The organism is Variovorax durovernensis, assembly GCF_977011995.1.
In genome coordinates this window covers 2728030-2744767 of record NZ_CDRNCW010000001.1, presented here as the reverse complement: position 1 = coordinate 2744767, position 16738 = coordinate 2728030, and the positions used below count along the sequence as shown (strand labels likewise).

At 67.9% G+C, this 16738-nt stretch carries 15 protein-coding genes; 8 read left to right on the top strand and 7 right to left on the bottom strand.

Annotated elements, in window-relative coordinates; translation table 11 throughout:
• Positions 1–14 precede the first annotated feature (14 nt).
• Both ACWV14_RS13095 and ACWV14_RS13090 read left to right on the top strand, forming a co-directional pair.
• Entirely contained in the window at positions 15–875 is an 861-nt protein-coding gene (locus ACWV14_RS13095) for a class I SAM-dependent methyltransferase (protein ID WP_454909013.1), read from the top strand.
• A 176-nt stretch (positions 876–1051) separates the two neighbouring features.
• Positions 1052–2650: a glucan biosynthesis protein gene (locus tag ACWV14_RS13090; protein WP_454909012.1), complete on the top strand. Its 1599-nt coding sequence runs from the start codon at positions 1052–1054 to the stop codon at positions 2648–2650.
• 13 nt (positions 2651–2663) lie between these two features.
• Here the strand turns inward: ACWV14_RS13090 and ACWV14_RS13085 are convergent, their stop codons facing one another.
• Positions 2664–3074 (bottom strand): FKBP-type peptidyl-prolyl cis-trans isomerase, encoded by a 411-nt coding sequence (locus ACWV14_RS13085; RefSeq protein WP_454909011.1) that lies wholly within the window; start codon positions 3072–3074, stop codon positions 2664–2666.
• A gap of 133 nt (positions 3075–3207) precedes the next feature.
• Here ACWV14_RS13085 and eat point away from each other — a divergent pair, with 133 nt between their 5' ends.
• From eat to eutC, 3 genes are read left to right on the top strand one after another with little or no spacing between them, the layout of a single operon-like run.
• The gene (gene eat / locus ACWV14_RS13080; protein WP_454909010.1) at positions 3208–4620 is read left to right on the top strand and encodes an ethanolamine permease; all 1413 of its coding nucleotides are present in this window, start codon (positions 3208–3210) and stop codon (positions 4618–4620) included.
• 20 nt (positions 4621–4640) lie between these two features.
• Positions 4641–6035: an ethanolamine ammonia-lyase subunit EutB gene (locus ACWV14_RS13075; RefSeq protein ID WP_454909009.1), complete on the top strand. Its 1395-nt coding sequence runs from the start codon at positions 4641–4643 to the stop codon at positions 6033–6035.
• Positions 6032–6787: an ethanolamine ammonia-lyase subunit EutC gene (gene eutC, locus ACWV14_RS13070; RefSeq protein ID WP_454909008.1), complete on the top strand. Its 756-nt coding sequence runs from the start codon at positions 6032–6034 to the stop codon at positions 6785–6787. Before ACWV14_RS13075 ends, eutC begins: the two co-directional genes overlap by 4 nt.
• A 19-nt stretch (positions 6788–6806) precedes the next feature.
• Here the strand turns inward: eutC and ACWV14_RS13065 are convergent, their stop codons facing one another.
• Genes ACWV14_RS13065 through ACWV14_RS13055 form a run of 3 tightly spaced genes read right to left on the bottom strand, consistent with a single transcriptional unit; the run spans position 6807 to position 10725 of the window.
• The gene (locus tag ACWV14_RS13065) at positions 6807–8195 is read right to left on the bottom strand and encodes a c-type cytochrome (protein WP_454909007.1); all 1389 of its coding nucleotides are present in this window, start codon (positions 8193–8195) and stop codon (positions 6807–6809) included.
• Entirely contained in the window at positions 8192–9964 is a 1773-nt protein-coding gene (locus ACWV14_RS13060; RefSeq protein ID WP_454909006.1) for a GMC family oxidoreductase, read from the bottom strand. Before ACWV14_RS13060 ends, ACWV14_RS13065 begins: the two co-directional genes overlap by 4 nt.
• A gap of 14 nt (positions 9965–9978) precedes the next feature.
• Positions 9979–10725: a gluconate 2-dehydrogenase subunit 3 family protein gene (locus tag ACWV14_RS13055; RefSeq protein ID WP_454909005.1), complete on the bottom strand. Its 747-nt coding sequence runs from the start codon at positions 10723–10725 to the stop codon at positions 9979–9981.
• A 167-nt stretch (positions 10726–10892) separates the two neighbouring features.
• Here ACWV14_RS13055 and ACWV14_RS13050 point away from each other — a divergent pair, with 167 nt between their 5' ends.
• Positions 10893–11477 (top strand): peroxidase-related enzyme, encoded by a 585-nt coding sequence (locus ACWV14_RS13050; RefSeq protein ID WP_454909004.1) that lies wholly within the window; start codon positions 10893–10895, stop codon positions 11475–11477.
• 7 nt (positions 11478–11484) lie between these two features.
• Here the strand turns inward: ACWV14_RS13050 and ACWV14_RS13045 are convergent, their stop codons facing one another.
• From ACWV14_RS13045 to ACWV14_RS13035, 3 genes are read right to left on the bottom strand one after another with little or no spacing between them, the layout of a single operon-like run.
• The gene (locus ACWV14_RS13045) at positions 11485–13236 is read right to left on the bottom strand and encodes a phosphoethanolamine transferase (RefSeq protein ID WP_454909003.1); all 1752 of its coding nucleotides are present in this window, start codon (positions 13234–13236) and stop codon (positions 11485–11487) included.
• Between the two features lie 57 nt (positions 13237–13293).
• A complete protein-coding gene (locus ACWV14_RS13040; protein WP_454909002.1) occupies positions 13294–13875 on the bottom strand; it encodes a phosphatase PAP2 family protein in 582 nt (193 codons plus the stop codon).
• On the bottom strand, positions 13862–14407 hold the full coding sequence (locus tag ACWV14_RS13035) for a phosphatase PAP2 family protein (protein ID WP_454909001.1): 546 nt from the start codon (positions 14405–14407) through the stop codon (positions 13862–13864). Before ACWV14_RS13035 ends, ACWV14_RS13040 begins: the two co-directional genes overlap by 14 nt.
• A gap of 301 nt (positions 14408–14708) precedes the next feature.
• Between ACWV14_RS13035 and ACWV14_RS13030 the strand changes: the two genes are divergently transcribed.
• Positions 14709–15383, top strand: coding sequence for a response regulator (locus ACWV14_RS13030; protein ID WP_422086051.1), 675 nt, complete (start codon positions 14709–14711; stop codon positions 15381–15383).
• The gene (locus ACWV14_RS13025) at positions 15380–16735 is read left to right on the top strand and encodes an ATP-binding protein (RefSeq protein WP_454909000.1); all 1356 of its coding nucleotides are present in this window, start codon (positions 15380–15382) and stop codon (positions 16733–16735) included. Before ACWV14_RS13030 ends, ACWV14_RS13025 begins: the two co-directional genes overlap by 4 nt.
• Positions 16736–16738 lie beyond the last annotated feature (3 nt).

Sequence of the window (16738 nt, the reverse complement as noted above, 5' to 3'; positions counted from 1 at the left end):
TTTCCTGGGCATTCATGACACACAGCAAACCCGCGCGACGCCTGTCGGCCGTGCCTTCCACCCTGCGGATTCCCCTGGCCGCGCGGGCATCGGGCGATGCGATGTTTCCGCAGGTGGCCGTGCGGGACGCCTATGCCGCCGGCATCCTCGAGCAGATCCGCGACGACGGCAGCGCGCTGCCCGAAGACCGCGCCACCATCTACGGCATCCTCTCGCGCACGCGCCGCTTCCGCAGCCTCGCGCAGGACTTCCTGAAGGCACACCCCGGCGCCCGCGTGGTCAACATGGGCTGCGGGTTGAGCCACTACTTCCAGTGGCTGGACGACGACAAGTCGCACATGACCGACGCCGACCTGCCCGAAGTGCTCGAGCTGCGCCGCGAACTGATCCCCGAAACCCACGAACGCCACGACCTGCGCACGCTCGACCTGACCGCGCCCGACTGGTGGGAGCAACTGGGGCTGCCGCGCAAGCGCAATGCGCGCCCGGTGTTCCTGTTCACCGAGGGCGTGCTCATGTACCTGCAGCCCGAGCAGGTGCAGGCGGTTTTCGCGACCTTCGGCGAACGCGCGCCCGCGGGCTCGGTGCTGGCCTTCGACGCCATGTGCTGGCTGGCTGTGGGCCGCGCGAAGCAGCATCCGTCGGTGCGCACCACTGGCGCCGAATTTCACTGGGGCATCCGCCGCGAGGCCGAGCTGACGCAGTCGCACCCCCGGCTGGCGCTGGACGCCACCTACAGGGTGATGGAAGGCATCGGCCTGCCCTACATGCTGTTCGCGCCGATGGTGATGCTGCTGCTCGGCGTGCCTCTGTATGCGGTGTATGCGCTGAAGGCCACGGACCCCGTCCACAAGACTGGGGGCGCCGATACATAAACGCACAATTTTCCGGATTCCCGGCCTTGTCCGGCCCGGTTTGCGCGGAATGGCTGACGCGGGGCGGCCGTGCGCCGGGTCAAGCTCGGGGTTGTTCCCGGTCGCGGAAAATGGCCGATTCGTTTCCGCCGCTTTCCTTTCTTTTCCCCCAGAGATTCGCAACCCTCAAGAACCACATGCTTGATCGCCGATCCTTCCTTGCCGCCGGTGGCGCTGCCGCCGCACTCGCCGCCCTGGGCCTGCCCACCGAGGCACTCGCCGCCAACGGCCTGCAACTGAGCCAGCCTTCCCCCTTCTCTTTCGACGCCTTGGTCGCGCAGGCCAAGGCGCTCGCCGCCCAGCCTTACGTGGCCGCCGCGCCGCTGGCTCCTGAAGTGCTCGACCGCATCGACTACGACGCGCACGGCAAGATCAAGTTCGACCCCGCCAACGCCCTCTTCCGCGACGGGCCTGGGGCCTTTCCTGTCACCTTCTTCCACCTCGGCCGCTTCTTCCAGGCGCCGGTGCGCATGCACGTGCTCGAAAACGCCGGGGGCGACGCCTTCGCGCGCGAAGTGCTCTACAGCCCCGACTACTTTTCGATGCCGGCCAACAGCCCCGCGCACCAGCTGCCGCCGGGCGCGGGCTTCGCGGGCTTCCGGCTGCAGGAAAGCCGCCTGGGCGACCAGAGCAAGCTCGACTGGCAGAAGAACGACTGGGTCGCGTTCCTCGGCGCTTCGTACTTCCGCGCGATCGGCGAGCTGTACCAATACGGCCTGTCGGCACGCGGCATCGCACTCGACGTGGCCGTACCCGACAAGCCCGAGGAGTTCCCGAACTTCACGCGCTTCTACTTCGAGACGCCCGCCGCCGGCAACACCACGTCGATGACGGTCTACGCGCTGCTCGAAGGGCCGAGCGTCACCGGCGTGTTCAAGTTCGTCATGCAGCGCACCAAGGCCGTCATCATGGACATCGACGCGCGCCTCTTCATGCGCCGCGACGTGTCGCGCCTGGGCCTGGTGCCGCTCACGTCGATGTACTGGTACTCGGAAACCAATAAGCCCACCGCCATCGACTGGCGTCCCGAGGTGCACGACTCCGACGGCCTCGCGATCTGGAACGGCGCGGGCGAGCGCATCTGGCGCCCGCTCAACAACCCGACGCAGACGCGCGCCTCGGCCTTCACCGACACCAGGCCGCGCGGCTTCGGCCTGCTGCAGCGCGACCGCGTGTTCGACCACTACCAGGACGGCGTGAACTATGAAAAGCGCCCGAGCCTGTGGATCGAACCGCTGGGCGACTGGGGCGAGGGTTCGGTGCAGCTCATCGAGATACCGACCGACGACGAGATCCACGACAACGTGGTCGCCTTCTGGGTGCCCAAGGCAGATGCCAAGGCGGGCGGGAGCTACAGCCTGCAGTACCGCCTGCACTGGACCGACCAGGAACCGTTTCCCTCGCCGCTCGCGCATTGCGTGGCCACGCGCATCGGACGCGGCGGCCAGCCGGGGCAGCCGCGTCCGCAGGGCGTGCGCAAGTTCATGGTGGAGTTCATCGGCCAGCCGCTGACCACCGTGCCCTTCGGCGTGAAGCCCGAGGTGGTGCTGACGGCGGCGCGCGGCAAGTTCTCTTACGTCTTCGCCGAGGCCGTGCCCAACGGTGTACCGGGCCACTGGCGCGCGCAATTCGACTTCACGCCCGAAGGCAACGAGCCGATCGACATGCGGCTCTACCTGAAGAACGGGGACCAGACGCTCACCGAAACCTGGCTGTACCAGTACCAGCCAGGGTGAGCGCCTCGAAGCGTCAGCGCTTCGTGACGGAGACCAGCTCGACTTCGAAGTTGAGCGTGGCGTTCGGCGGGATCACGCCACCGGCGCCGCGCGCGCCGTAGGCGATGGACGGCGGGCAGGTCAGCTTGGCCTTGCCGCCGGGCTTCATCTTCTGCACGCCTTCGGTCCAGCAGGGGATCACGCCGTTGAGCGGGAACTCGGTCGGTTCGCCGCGCTTGTAGGAGCTGTCGAATTCCTTGCCGCTGTCGGGGAAGGTGCCGCGGTAGTGCACCTTGACCACGTCGGTGGCTGCGGGCGAAGCGCCGGTGCCTTCCTTGATCGACTGGTAGATCAGCCCGCTGGGCGTGGTCACCGGCGCGGACTGCGCGAACGCGGCGGGAATGGCGAGGACGGACACGAGAGCGGCACAGAAAAGAGACTTCACGAAACACCTCGGGGATTGAAAGACTCCGATTATGGCCAGCGCGCATGTCGCGCCCGCAAGCCGGTGTATCCGGTGGAACAGCCCTTGCTTTGCCGAATGTGCACTGTCACCATTCACGAAGAGAGGACGCCGCATGAACTCCACCGACGCCACACCGGCCGCGCACGCCGGCACCGGCCATCTCAAGAAAGTACTCGGCCCCCTGCAGCTCTGGGGCATTGCGGTGGGCCTCGTCATCTCCGGTGAATACTTTGGTTGGAGCTACGGCTGGAACACGGCCGGCACGCTCGGTTTTCTCGTTGCCACGTTGCTGGTGGCGACGATGTACACCACCTTCATCTTCAGCTTCACCGAACTATCCACGGCCATCCCGCACGCGGGCGGCCCCTTCGCGTATGCACGGCGCGCCTTCGGGCCGCATGGCGGATTCGTCGCGGGCTTCGCGACGCTGATCGAGTTCGTCTTCGCGCCGCCGGCCATCGCGCTGGCCATCGGCGCCTACCTCAACGTGCAGTTTCCCGGCATCAACCCGAAGTGGTTCGCGCTGGGGGCCTACGTGATCTTCATCGGCCTCAACTGGATCGGCGTGGGCATCGCGGCGGCCTTCGAACTGTTCGTCACGGTGCTGGCCATCGTCGAGCTGCTGGTGTTCATGGGCGTCGTCGCGCCGGGCTGGACGCTGGCCAACTTCACCGCCAACGGCTGGGCTGGCGGCAGCGTGCTGAACGGTGCGGCCGTCTCGGGCATCTTCGCCTCCATCCCGTTCGCGATCTGGTTCTTTCTTGCCATCGAAGGCGCAGCCATGGCAGCCGAAGAGGCGCGCGATCCGCACCGCACCATTCCCATCGCCTACACCACGGGCATCGTCACGCTGGTGGTGCTGGCCTTCGGCGTGATGATCTTCGCCGGCGGCGTGGGCGACTGGCGCAAGCTCGCCAACATCAACGACCCGCTGCCCCAGGCCATGAAGGCGGTGGTGGGCGACAACAGCGGCTGGCTGCACATGCTGGTGTGGATCGGCCTCTTCGGGCTGATCGCTTCGTTCCACGGAATCATCATGGGCTACTCGCGCCAGATCTTCGCGCTGGCGCGCGCGGGCTACTTGCCGCGCTACTTCGCCGGCCTGAGCCCGCGCTTCGACACGCCGCACCGCGCGCTGCTGGCCGGCGGCGTGATCGGCGTCATTGCCATCTTCAGCGACGAGTGGGTGCAGTTCGGCGGGCAGACGCTCACCGCCAACATCGTGACCATGGCGGTGCTCGGCGCCATCGTGATGTACATGATCTCGATGGCCGCGCTGTTCAAGCTGCGCCGCAGCGAGCCCGGCCTGCAGCGCACCTACCGCGCGCCGTTCTATCCCGTGTTCCCGGCCATCGCGCTCGGGCTCGGCGCGGTGTGCCTGGGCGCGATGGTGTGGTTCAACGGCATGCTCACGCTGCTGTTCGTCGTGCTGATGGCCGCGGCCTACGGCTACTTCCTGCTGACGTCGGCGCAACGCGACGCGGCGGCACCCGACGAAATGCTTTCCTCCACCACCCACGCCTGACGATCTCCGACCCAAGACACATGCGCTACAGCACCACCATCGCCGGCCAGGTCTTCCGCTTCGACGACCTGAAGCAGGTCATGGCCTTCGCCAGCCCCGCGCGCTCGGGCGACTACCTCGCAGGCATCGGCGCGGCCACCGCGCAGCAGCGCATGGCGGCGCGCCACGTGCTGGCCGACACGCCGCTCAAGCAGTTCCTGAGCGAAGCGCTGATTCCCTACGAGAGCGACAACATCACGCGCCTCATCATCGACGGCCATGACGCGAATGCCTTCGCGCCGGTGTCGCACCTCACGGTCGGCGACTTCCGCAACTGGCTGCTGTCCGACGCGGCCACCACTGCCACGCTCACCGCACTGGCGCCGGGCCTCACGCCCGAAATGGTGGCGGCCGTTTCAAAGCTAATGCGCAACCAGGACCTGGTGTCGGTCGCGAAGAAGTGCTGCGTGGTCACGCGCTTTCGCGACACCATCGGCCTGCCCGGCCACCTGGCCGTGCGCCTGCAACCCAACCACCCGACCGACGACCTGCGCGGCGTGGCGGCCTCCACGCTCGACGGCCTGCTCTACGGCGCTGGCGACGCGGTGATCGGGCTCAACCCCGCTTCCGACAGCATGCCGGTGCTCGGCGAGCTGCTGCGCATGCTCGACGAGGTGATCCAGCGCTTCGAGATTCCGACGCAGAGCTGCGTGCTCACGCATGTGACCAACACGCTCAAGCTCGCGGAGGCCGGCGCGCCGGTCGACCTGGTGTTCCAGTCGATCGCGGGCACCGAGAAGGCGAACCTCTCGTTCGGCGTGACGCCCGAGCTGCTCGACGAGGCCTATGCTGCGGCGTTGTCGCTCAAGCGCGGCACCGTGGGCGACAACGTCATGTACTTCGAGACCGGCCAGGGCAGCGCGCTGTCGGCCAACGCCAACTTCGGCGTCGACCAGCAGACCTGCGAGGTGCGCGCCTATGCGCTGGCGCGGCGCTACAAGCCGCTGCTCATCAACACGGTGGTCGGCTTCATCGGGCCGGAGTATCTGTACGACGGCAAGCAGATCATCCGTGCCGGGCTCGAAGACCATTTCAGCGGCAAGCTGCTGGGCCTGCCCATCGGCTGCGACATCTGCTACACCAACCACGCCGAAGCCGACCAGGACGACATGGACACGCTGCTCGTGCTGCTGGGCACGGCGGGCATCAACTTCATCATGGGCATCCCGGGTGCGGACGACGTGATGCTCAACTACCAGAGCACCTCGTTCCATGACGCGCTGTTCATGCGCCAGACGCTGGGCCTGAAGCGCGCGCCCGAATTCGAGGCCTGGCTGCAGCGCATGCAGATCACCGATACCGCCGGACGGCTCGCGCCGCCCTCCTCCAACCGGCTGCTGGCCGACATGAGCGGGCTTTCCGCATTGGCCCGATGAGCGATTCGCCTGTCACCCCCAACCCGTGGGCCCAATGGCGCTGCGCCACACCCGCGCGGCTGGCGCTGGGCCGTGCCGGCGCCGGCATGCCGACCGACGAGACGCTGCGCTTCGGCTGGGCGCATGCGATGGCGCGCGATGCCATTCACGCCGCGCTCGATGTCGACGCGCTCGACGGCCAGTTGCGCGGCCAGCACTGGGAGGTGGCCCGTGCGCGCAGCCGCGCGGCGGACCGCACCGCCTACCTGCGCCGCCCCGACCTGGGCCGCCAGCTCGACGAGGACGACGCCACGCGCCTGCGCGGCGAGCGGCGCTACGGCTGCGATGTCTGCATCGTGATCGGCGACGGCCTTTCCTCGCTCGCGGCCACGCGGCATGCGGTGCCGCTGCTCGCGGCGCTGCGTGCGCAACTGCCGCCGGACACGCGCTTCTCACCCGTGGTGATTGCCACGCAGGCGCGCGTCGCCCTGGCCGACGAAGTGGGCGAGCTGTTCGGCGCGGCGCTGTCGGTCATGCTGATCGGCGAGCGGCCGGGCCTGAGTTCGCCCGACAGCCTCGGCATCTACCTGACTCATTCGCCCCGGCGCGGCCGGCACGACGCCGAGCGCAACTGCATCTCGAACGTGCGGCCGGAGGGCCTGGCCTATGAGGCGGCCGCGTTCAGGCTCGCGTGGCTGATGCGCGAGTCGTTGCGGCGGGGGCTGACGGGCGTCGAGCTGAAAGACGAGAGCGATCTCGTGGCGCTCAGGTAGGCAAGAGCGCCCCGCCCGCTCACTTCTGCTGCTGCGCGTTCGCGGTAGCCACGGGCTTGATCGAATCGCGCACCTTGGCCACCTGGGCCGCCGTGACGGCATCGCCCTGGTTGCCCCAGCTCGACCGCGCAAAGCTCAGCACGCTGGCCACGTCGGCGTCGCTCAGGCGCCAGCCGAAATCGGGCATGGCGATGGGCGATGGCGTCTGTGTGGTGCTGGGCATGGCCGAGCCTGCGAGCACGAGGCGGATCAGCGAAGTCGGGTCCCTGGCATTCACCACGCTGTTGCCGGCCAGCGCCGGGAAGGTCTTGTCCGCGCCCGTGCCGTCGGAGCGATGGCAGGCATTGCAATTGTTGAGGTAGACCATCGCGCCGCTGTTGCCCTCGACCGTGCCGTTGCGCAATGCGAGCGCGGTCGGGTGCTGCGCAGCCGCTGCCACCAGGGACGCGGGCGACGGCGCACTCTGCGCGCTGCCCTCCGCTCCCAGCGACTGCAGATAAGTGGCCACCGCCTGCAGGTCTTGCGACGACAGGTGCTGCGTGCTGTTCTGCACCACGTCGACCATGGCGCCGAACGCGGCCGTGTGGCTGGTGCGACCGGTCTGCAGGTACTGCACGATGTCTTGCGCCGGCCACTGCGCCATGGTCGGGCGGCCGGTGTGGCGCAGAGGCTGCGCATACCAGCCGTCGATCACCGCGCCAGACAGGAACAGCTCGCCCTTGCCGTCGGTGGCCGCCTTCACGCCGCCCAGCATGCTGCGCGGCGTGTGGCAGTCGCCGCAATGGCCCAGGCCCTGCACCAGGTACGCGCCGCGGTTCCACTCGGCGCTGCGCGCGGCGTCGGGCTGGTAGACGCCCTTGTCGAGGTAGATCCAGTTCCAGCCGACCATCAGCCCGCGCATGCTGAAAGGCCACGGCAGGTCGGTGGCCGGCGGCTTCTGCGCCACGGGCTGCACGCCGTTGCGAAAGAACGTGAAGAGCGCATGCATGTCCTCGTCGTTCACGCGGGCGAACGACGGGTACGGCATGGCCGGGTACAGGTGATGGCCGTCCTTGGCGACGCCTTCGCGCAGCGCGCGGGCGAACTCGGCCTCGGTGTAGGTGCCGATGCCGGCCTCGGGGTCTGGCGTGATGTTGGTCGAGACGATGGTGCCGAACGGCGTTTTCATCGGAAGGCCGCCGCCGAAGGCCGGCTTGCCGGGCGCGGTGTGGCAGCTCACGCAGTCGCCGGCGCGCGCGAGGTAGCGGCCGCGCTCCAGCACGGGGTCGGACGATACGGCCATGGCAGCTACCGGTGCAGCCACGCCGGCCACCGGCGGCGCCTCCGCCTTCTGCGCCACGGCCCAGGCCCCGGCGCACAACAGGGCCACGGCCGTCGCCACGCCGGCAGATACACGACGCGCGTTCATGCCAGGGCTCCCGGGTTCTTCAGGTACTGCTCGCGGATCGCCTTGGCGGCCCAGTAGGCCAGCGCGCCCACCATGCCGGTCGGGTTGTAGCCGAAGTTCTGCGGGAAAGCGCTGGCGCCCATCACGAAGACATTGGGCACGTCCCACACCTGCAGGAAGCGATTGACGGCGCTGGTCGTCGGGTCGGTGCCCATCGGCGCGCCGCCTGTGTTGTGGGTCGACTGGTAGTAGCGCACGTCGTAGTGCGCGCCTGCCTTCTGGAAATTCATCTTCATCTGCTTCGGCCCCATGGCCCGCGCGATCTGCTCGACCTTGGTGCCGATGAACTGCGTCATCGCGAGGTCGTTGGCCTTCCAGTCGAAGGTCATGCGCAGGAGCGGCTGGCCGTGCACGTCCTTGTAGGTCGGGTCGAGGTCGAGGTAGTTGTCGCGGTAGGCCATCACCGAGCCCTGGCTGCCAACGCCGGCCTGGTAGAGGTAGTTTTCTTTGGCGGCCTTCTTCCAGCCCGCGCCCCAGTTCGGCGTGCCGGGCGGCAGGCTCAGCTGCTGGATCGGCCGGCCGCCGGTGTTGATGCAGTTGATGCTCGCGCCGCCCACGAAGCCGAGCGGACCATGGTCGAAATTGTCGCCGTCGAAGTCGTCGATCACGCTGCCGCTGGCACCCGCGCCGACGAAGGGGTTCATCGGCTGGTCCTTGTCGAAGAACAGGCTGGCACCGCCGTTGAGCTGGTAGGCGTAGTTGCGCCCCACCACGCCCTCGCCCGTGGCGGGGTCGTATTTCTTGCCGATGTTCGACAGCAGCAGCAGCCGCACGTTGTGGAACTGGTAGGCGCACAGCACGACCAGGTCGGCCGGCTGCTCGACCTCGTTGCCCTGGGCATCTACGTAGGTCACGCCGGTGGCGCGCTTGCCGTCGGGCGACATGTTCACGCGCAGCACGTGCGAGCGGGTGCGCAGCTCGAAGTTGGGGCGCTTAATCAGCACCGGCAGCAGCGTGGTCTGCGGCGAAGCCTTCGAATACATGTAGCAGCCGTAGCGCTCGCAGAAGCCGCAGAAGTTGCACGGCCCGAGCTGCGCGCCATGCGGGTTGGTGTAGGCGCGCGAGGCATTGGCGGCCGCTTGCGGGAACGGGTGATAGCCGAGTTCGCGCGCGGCTTTCTCGAACAGCCTGGCGCTGTTGACAGAGGCCAGCGGCGGCAGCGGGAATTCGTTGGCGCGCGCGCCTTCGAAGGGGTTGCCGCCGGGCTGGATCTTGCCGCCGATGTTGCCGGCCTTGCCGGAGGTGCCGCAGATCTTCTCGAACTGGTCGAAGTGGGGCTCCAGTTCTTCATAGCTCACGCCGAAGTCCTGGATGGTCATGCCTTCGGGAATGAATTTCTTGCCGTAGCGCTCTTCGTAGTTGCTGCGGATGCGCAGGTCGCTGGGCAGCGGCCGCCAGTGGTGGCCGTTCCAGTGCACGCCCGCGCCGCCCACGCCGTCGCCGGGCAGGAAGGACGCGAGCTGCCGGTAAGGCACCGCCACCTCGGCCGGTGTGTGGCGGATGGTCACTGTCTCGCGCGAGAGGTTCTGGAACAGCTTGCCGCGGATGCCGTAGCTCAGCTCGTCGGTGATGCGCGGGTAGGCGAAGTCGGGCTGCGTGTCGCGGTTCTCGCCGCGCTCCAGCGCCAGCACCTTCAGGCCGGCAGCAGTGAGCTCCATGCCCATGATCGCGCCGGTCCAGCCGAAGCCGACCAGCACCGCGTCCACACTGGGCTTCTTGATGTTTGCCATGGTGTGCCGCTCCCTCAGCCCTGCGGGCCGGCGATGCTCACCGGCGGCAGGTTGTACTTGACGCCGGGCCGGTCGACCCAGTCGGCGTAGTCGGCGCGAGCGCCGGGGAAGCCGATCATCTTCCAGGCGGCGGCGTTCTTGTTGCCGCCGTGGATCGGGTCGCTGAAGTAGCCCTCCTTGGTGTTCTGCAGCAGGAAGCCGAAGAAGTCGGTTGCGCCCACGCCGTCGAGCGCGATGGTGCCGCCCTCCAGGCCCTTGAGCACCTCGTCCTGCTGCGCGGCGTCGAGCTGCGCGAAGGCCTTGCCGGAAAACTGCTTGCGGCTGTAGGCGTCCGTGGCCGCGATGCCCGCGCGGTACACCTCGCGCGGCGGCATCTTCTTCTGGTAGCCGAAGAGCGGCGAAACCTCGACGAAAGGGCCCTGCATGTACCAGGTGGCCGCATGGCCGAAGGCGCCCTCCATCTGCCGGTCGATGAACTCGGGCACGCCGGCCTCGATGGCGCCGGGGCCGGCATCGTCGGAAGGAATGAGCCTGGCCACCGCGGCCTGGACGAAGGCCCATTCGGCGGCGTTGAAGTAGACGGGGGTGTAAGGAGTGCCGGGAGGCGGCGCTGCGGCGGGGCTGGGTGCCGGCGCCGGTGGAGCGGGCTGTGCCAGTGTCACGCCGGTGATGCCGCCGGCACCGAAGGCCGTTGCGGCCGGCACGATGGCGATGGACCGACGCAGGAAACCACGCCGGTCGGGATACGACTCGTCTTTCATCGCGTTATGTGCGGCGCTGGCCGCGTGTTGTTGTGCGAACCTTCATCATGGCGGCGACTCGCGCCTCGCCATGTAGGAAAGCTGCTTGCCTATGATGGAAGAGGCGCGGCGCCTTTCAGAGCGCTTTCAAAAAGGCACTGCAAACCGACGACCACAACGGAGACGACATGACCACCACCAGCCGCTACCCGCTCGCCGAACTGAAAGACCTGCCGCAAGACATCCGCGCCGCCATCCTCGCGGTGCAGGAAAAAGCCGGCTTCGTGCCCAACGTGTTTCTTGCCCTTGCACGCCGTCCGGCCGAGTGGCGCGCCTTCTTCGCATACCACGACGCGCTGATGCTCAAGGAAGAAGGCTCGCTCACCAAGGGCGACCGCGAGATGATCGTCACCACCACCAGCGCGGCCAACCAGTGCCTGTACTGCGTGGTGGCGCACGGCGCGCTGCTGCGCATCTACGAGAAAAAGCCGCTGGTGGCCGACCAGGTGGCGGTGAACTACCTCAAGGCCGACATCACGCCGCGCCAGCGCGCGATGCTCGACTTTGCGATGAAGGTCTGCGACCGCTCGCACGAGATCGACGACAGCGACTTCCCGCCGCTGCATGCCCACGGCTTCGACGACGAGGACATCTGGGACATCGCGGCCATCACCGCCTTCTTCGGGCTGAGCAACCGCATGGCCAGCTTCAGCGGCATGCAGCCGAACAACGAGTTCTTCCTCATGGGGCGCGTGCCCCGCGAGAAGAAGTAAAGGGGCCTCAGCCCTTTGCCCGGCAGGATGCGAGGGCGTCCAGCGCGGGCTTGTATGTGGGCGTGGTCACGTCCATCACGCCGAGCACCGTGTGGTAGAGGTTGTCGTGCGTGAGCGGCGCGTCGAGCCCCGCCTCCATGCACGAACGCGAGAGCTTGCGCCGCGCGCTCATGCCGTCGCCGAACCAGGTGACCATGGGCACGTGCTTCTGCGCGTCGGGCGCGAAGCTGTAGGGCACGCCGTGCAGGAACAGGCCGTACTCGCCGAGCGACTCGCCGTGGTCGCTCACGTACAGCAGCGCCGGGTCGTACTGCTTCGACTGCGTCTTGAGCCAGTCGATGGTCTGGCCCAGGAAGCGGTCGGTCTGCAGGATCGAGTTGTCGTAGACGTTCATCAGCTCGGCATGGCCGCACTCGGCCAGCGCGTTGGTCTTGCACTCGGGCAGGAAATGCTTCACGTCGGGCGCTGAGCGCTTGTAGTAGGCCGGGCCGTGGCTGCCCATCTGGTGCATGACCAGCACGATGCCCTTGGCGCGGCGCTCGGCCGGCAGCGCGGCAATGCGCTCGTCCAGGCCCTTGAGCATCACGTCGTCGAGGCACTCGTCGCCGTCGCACAGCGCCTTCTTGGTTGCCGCGTCGAGCCCGGCGAAGGCAGATGCATTGGGGATGCGCTCGCAGACGCCCTTGCAGCCGGCCTGGTTGTCGAGCCAGAACACGGCGAGGCCGGCGGCCTGCAGAACGTCGACCAGGGTCTCGTAGTCGTCCTTGCGCGATTCGTAGCCCTCCTTGCCGAGCGGCGAGAACATGCAGGGCACAGAGGCCAGCGTGTTGGTGCCGCAGGAGCGCACCTCGCGGTAGCTCAGAACGCCACGCTTTGCCAGCTCGGGATTGGTGTCGCGGGCATAGCCGTTGAGCGAGAAGTGATCGGCCCGCGCCGTCTCGCCCACCACCACCACGAACAACGGGGGCTTCGTCTGGCCGGCATAGCTGGCGCCCAGCGCCGTGCCGGCCGTGATCGGGATGAGCTTGCCGCTGCGCTTGAACATAGGCTTGATGAGCAGCGAGCCGGCCGAATAGAGGCTCGCGATCGGGTTCATCATGTAGCGCAGGTGCACGTTGTTGCGCATCAGCGGTGCCAGCTCGCGGTTCATGGACACCACCGCGGCCAGCGCCAAGACCACCGACAGCAGCAGCAGCGCGACGTTGCGCCAGAGCTTCGACAGAAAACGCATCGGCAGGACGCGCACGCGCCAGAGCACGAAGGCCGCGGGCAGCGCCACCACCAGCACGTTGAAGGCCATGCGCCAGCTCAGCAGGTCGCGCGCTTCGTTGGGGTCGGTCTGCATCGCATTGGCGACCATGGTCGGGTCCATGACCACGCGGTACGCGAGCATGTAGTGCTGCACCACCGCGGCCAGCACGACCACCGCCAGCCACAGCGGCTTCATCCAGCGCGACCAGGCGGTGAACGACAGGATCGCCACCGAGCCGCAGAAAGTGAGCAGGCTCATGACCAGGATGGTCGGCATGTAGGTGCTGGGTGCACCGCCGATGCGGGCCAGCTCGTTCCAGAGCGGCCAGTTGGTGGTCAGGACGAGATAAAGGCTGATCCACACGACGACCGCGGCCGCGGAGCGGGGCCGGCCGAGCCATTGGTTGAAACGCGTCCAGGGCGCTGCCGGCGATGAGGCAGCGAATGGGTCGGGTTCGGGGAAGCTACCTTGTGGTGCAGGTGCCGGGTCAATACGCAAAACAGACATCCAACTAATGTAGGAACGGGGGCTGAAGATAGCCTGAATTACCCGTTCATGTCATGTTCAGGCGCGCCTTATGCGCGATCGCAGCCGGGCCCTTGGAGCCCGCGCCGGCGCAGGCGAGGTACGGACACGCGGAATCAGGCGGATGCCCCGCTCCACGAGGATCGACACCAGCGCGCCAAGCATCGCCGCGGCCACCACATCGGACGGGAAGTGCAGCCCCAGGTACAGGCGGCTCCAGGCGACCGTGGCGGCCACCGCCAGCGCGGCCAGCATCGGAAAACGCCACGGAAGGCACCAGAGCGAAAAGGCCGCGGTGAAGGTGCCGGCGGCATGAAGGCTCGGAAAACCCGGACGAATGCCCTGCGGCACCCACTGGATGCCCAGGTCGTAATAGGCCGGCCGGGGCATCGGAAACGCCCAGCGGATCGCCTGCACGAGCAGCCACACCGCCAGCAGGCTGATCATTGCGGTGATGAAGGCATGGCGCCAGCGCCGATCGAACAGTGCGCCGATGGCCAGCGCCAGCGCCAGCAGCGACGGCAGGAAATCGGAGGCGAAGCTCGCGAACTGCAGGCTCCATGCAGGCACCGAAGGGCCCGCATTGACCAGCTCGAAAAGGGTGGCGTCAATACCCTGCATGGGCGGGCTCGGCCGGCTTGAGCGGCTGCGGATTGAAGCGCGCGAACACCAGCTCGATGGCAAAACCTACCGTCCAGCAGATCCAGGCGGTCCAGAGTGTGTGGCTCATGTAGTGGGCACCGCGCACCTGCTGGGACAGGCCCAGCGCCAGCCCGGCCACCAGTGCCACCGCCAGCCAGATGGCCGCCGCGCGGGCCGAGGCCCGGCGCAGCACGAAGTAGCCGCCTGCATAGGCAAACGCCGCGGAGGCATGGCCGGCCGGGAAGCACCCGCCCGGACCGCCGTCGGAGACGCCCCATGACCAATGCGACACGTAGCGCGCCACGCCGCCGAACTCTTTCAGGTCCCAGGGACAGCTGGTATCGCTGGCATGCTTGATGAGACTGACGGCGATCACCGCGGCCAGCGTCGTCAGTGCCAGCTGCACGCGGTCGCCGGTGCCCAGGCGGCGCAGCACGCCGACCGGCCAGCGAATGGCGATGAACAGCGCGGTGACGAGCGCCCAGCTGAGGTCGCGGGCTCCCTCATGCATGACGTGAACCAGAAAAAAGTTCGTCCGCCATGTGAAACCGAAGGGGGAGCCGGACAGCCGCGCCAGCGGCAGATCCCAACCGGTCGCGTCCCACGCCAGCAAGGCGGCAAGCGCAAAGAGGGTCAGCACCCCCAGGCGAAAATTCGAAGCACGAGTCATGAACGTAGGCAGGGCCTGAAAACAGCCGCGAGCCTACGTTTGCGGAATGAACACAGCCTGAAGGCACCTGAACGAAATCTGACTGGGGGTTTGTCCGCAATTCGACGGAGCTAGACTTCTTTTTTTGTTGAAAGGACATGGCGTGCGCATATTGCTGGTCGAAGATGACACTGCGCTGGCAGATGCGGTCTGCAGCTACCTGCTGGCCAAGGCCTTCGTGGTCGACGTGGCGCCCAGCCTCGCCGACGCGCGCGGCGCGCTGCTCTCGGTCCAGTACGCGGCGGTGTTGCTCGACCTCCACCTGGGCGACGGCGACGGGCTCTCGCTGCTTCCCCAGATACGCGCCCTGCCCGAACGCCCCATCGTCATCGTCCTGACCGCGCGCGACCAGGTCACCGACCGCATCCGCGGGCTCGACGCCGGCGCCGACGACTACCTCATCAAGCCCTACGACCCCGCCGAGCTGCTCGCCCGCCTGCGCGCGGTCGAGCGGCGGCGCAGCGCCAGCAGCTCGCCGGTCCTGAAATTGGGCACGCTGGAGATCGACCTGGCGCACGACATGGTCCGCAAGAACGGCGCCCCCATCACGCTGACCCAGAAGGAATGGGCGCTGCTGCGCGTGATGGCGACCCGGCCAGAGCGCATCCACACGCGCGAGAACCTGGCCGATGCGCTCTACGGTTTCGGCGACGAGGCCGACAGCAACACGCTCGAAGTCTTCATCAGCCGCCTGCGCCGAAAGCTCGGGCGCAGCCACATCCAGACGCTGCGCGGGCTCGGCTACCGCCTGTCGTTCTCCGCGGACGACGACGAATGAGATTCGGCGCAAAGCTCGGTGCAGGCCGCGACTCCCTGGCCGGGCGGCTCACCCGCACGCTGATCGTCTGGGTCGGCGGCGTGTGGCTGATGTGCGTGCTGGCGGTGGTCTGGTACGTCGACCGGGAAATCAACCACAACTTCGACAACGAACTGGTCGAGGTGTCCCACCGCATGTTCGACATGGCGGTGCAGGAACTCGACAAGCTGCAGCACACCAGCGGCACCGCCCCCACGGAACCGCTGATCGCGCCCAAGCAGCTGTTCTCCGAGGACGCGGTGATGTACCAGGTGGTGGACGTGCACGAGCACGTGCTGCTGCGTTCGGCCGAGGCGCCCGTCGGCGCCTTCGACGTCCCGCTGGCCGCCGGCTTCGCCAACAACCAGACCTGGCGCATCTACACGGTGCGGCACCCCTCGCTGGGGCTGTACTTCCAGGTGGCCGACCCGCTCGACGAGCGGCGCCGCGCGCTGAACCGCACCTTGTTCGGCCTGATCATTCCGCTGGGCGCGGTGCTGCCGCTGCTAGCGCTGGTGCTGCGCAACGTGGCGCGCAACGAACTGCGCGCGCTTCAGCAACTGGCCGGAGAAATCGCAAAGCGCAACGGCGCCGACCTGCGCCCGATCACCTTGCCGGGCCTGCCGCAGGAGCTGCGCTCGGTCGGCGACCACGTCAACCGGCTGCTGGAGCGGCTTTCGCATTCGCTCGACGTGGAGCGCGCGCTCGCGGCCAATGCGGCGCACGAGTTGCGCACCCCGCTGGCCGCCGCGCGGCTGCGCCTGCAGACCGCCCTGGAACACGACCTGCGGCGCAACGACGTGCAGGCCGCGCTCGACGCCCTGCAGATGCTGAGCCACCGCGCCGAAAAACTGCTGCAGCTGTCGCGCGCGGAATCCGGCGCCTCGCTGGCGCGTGCGCGGGTCGACCTGGTGCAACTGGTCGGCACCGTGGCGCAGGAGCTCTGGCAAGACCCGCTCGTCAACGAACGCCTGACGCTCAAGGTGCCCGACAGCGCGGCGCCGGTGGCGCTCGGCGACGTCGACGCGCTGGCCATCGCCTTGCGCAACCTGGTGGAAAACGCCCTTCGCTACGGCGGCGAGCGCGTGGTGATCGAGGTGACGGCCCCCTGCACGCTGGTGGTCCGCGACTTCGGAGCCGGTGTCGGCGCGGAGCAACTGAGCACGCTGCGGCAGCGCCATGTGCGGCACGCCTCCGACCGCGCGGGCTACGGGCTCGGGCTGTCGATCGTCGGGACCATCGTCGAGAAGCACAACGCGCGGCTCGAACTCGAATCGCCGCCGCCCGGTGCGGCGCACGGCTTCGAGGCGCGCATCGTGCTGCAGCCGGTCTGAGCT

What these genes read in the sequence shown, in the direction of transcription:
- ACWV14_RS13095 (WP_454909013.1), top strand. Translation starts at nt 15, where the DNA reads ATGACACACAGCAAACCCGCGCGACGCCTGTCGGCCGTGCCTTCCACC.
- ACWV14_RS13090 (WP_454909012.1), top strand. Translation starts at nt 1,052, where the DNA reads ATGCTTGATCGCCGATCCTTCCTTGCCGCCGGTGGCGCTGCCGCCGCA.
- eat (WP_454909010.1), top strand. Translation starts at nt 3,208, where the DNA reads ATGAACTCCACCGACGCCACACCGGCCGCGCACGCCGGCACCGGCCAT.
- ACWV14_RS13075 (WP_454909009.1), top strand. Translation starts at nt 4,641, where the DNA reads ATGCGCTACAGCACCACCATCGCCGGCCAGGTCTTCCGCTTCGACGAC.
- eutC (WP_454909008.1), top strand. Translation starts at nt 6,032, where the DNA reads ATGAGCGATTCGCCTGTCACCCCCAACCCGTGGGCCCAATGGCGCTGC.
- ACWV14_RS13065 (WP_454909007.1), bottom strand. Translation starts at nt 8,195, where the DNA reads ATGAACGCGCGTCGTGTATCTGCCGGCGTGGCGACGGCCGTGGCCCTG.
- ACWV14_RS13060 (WP_454909006.1), bottom strand. Translation starts at nt 9,964, where the DNA reads ATGGCAAACATCAAGAAGCCCAGTGTGGACGCGGTGCTGGTCGGCTTC.
- ACWV14_RS13055 (WP_454909005.1), bottom strand. Translation starts at nt 10,725, where the DNA reads ATGAAAGACGAGTCGTATCCCGACCGGCGTGGTTTCCTGCGTCGGTCC.
- ACWV14_RS13050 (WP_454909004.1), top strand. Translation starts at nt 10,893, where the DNA reads ATGACCACCACCAGCCGCTACCCGCTCGCCGAACTGAAAGACCTGCCG.
- ACWV14_RS13045 (WP_454909003.1), bottom strand. Translation starts at nt 13,236, where the DNA reads ATGTCTGTTTTGCGTATTGACCCGGCACCTGCACCACAAGGTAGCTTC.
- ACWV14_RS13040 (WP_454909002.1), bottom strand. Translation starts at nt 13,875, where the DNA reads ATGCAGGGTATTGACGCCACCCTTTTCGAGCTGGTCAATGCGGGCCCT.
- ACWV14_RS13035 (WP_454909001.1), bottom strand. Translation starts at nt 14,407, where the DNA reads ATGCATGAGGGAGCCCGCGACCTCAGCTGGGCGCTCGTCACCGCGCTG.
- ACWV14_RS13025 (WP_454909000.1), top strand. Translation starts at nt 15,380, where the DNA reads ATGAGATTCGGCGCAAAGCTCGGTGCAGGCCGCGACTCCCTGGCCGGG.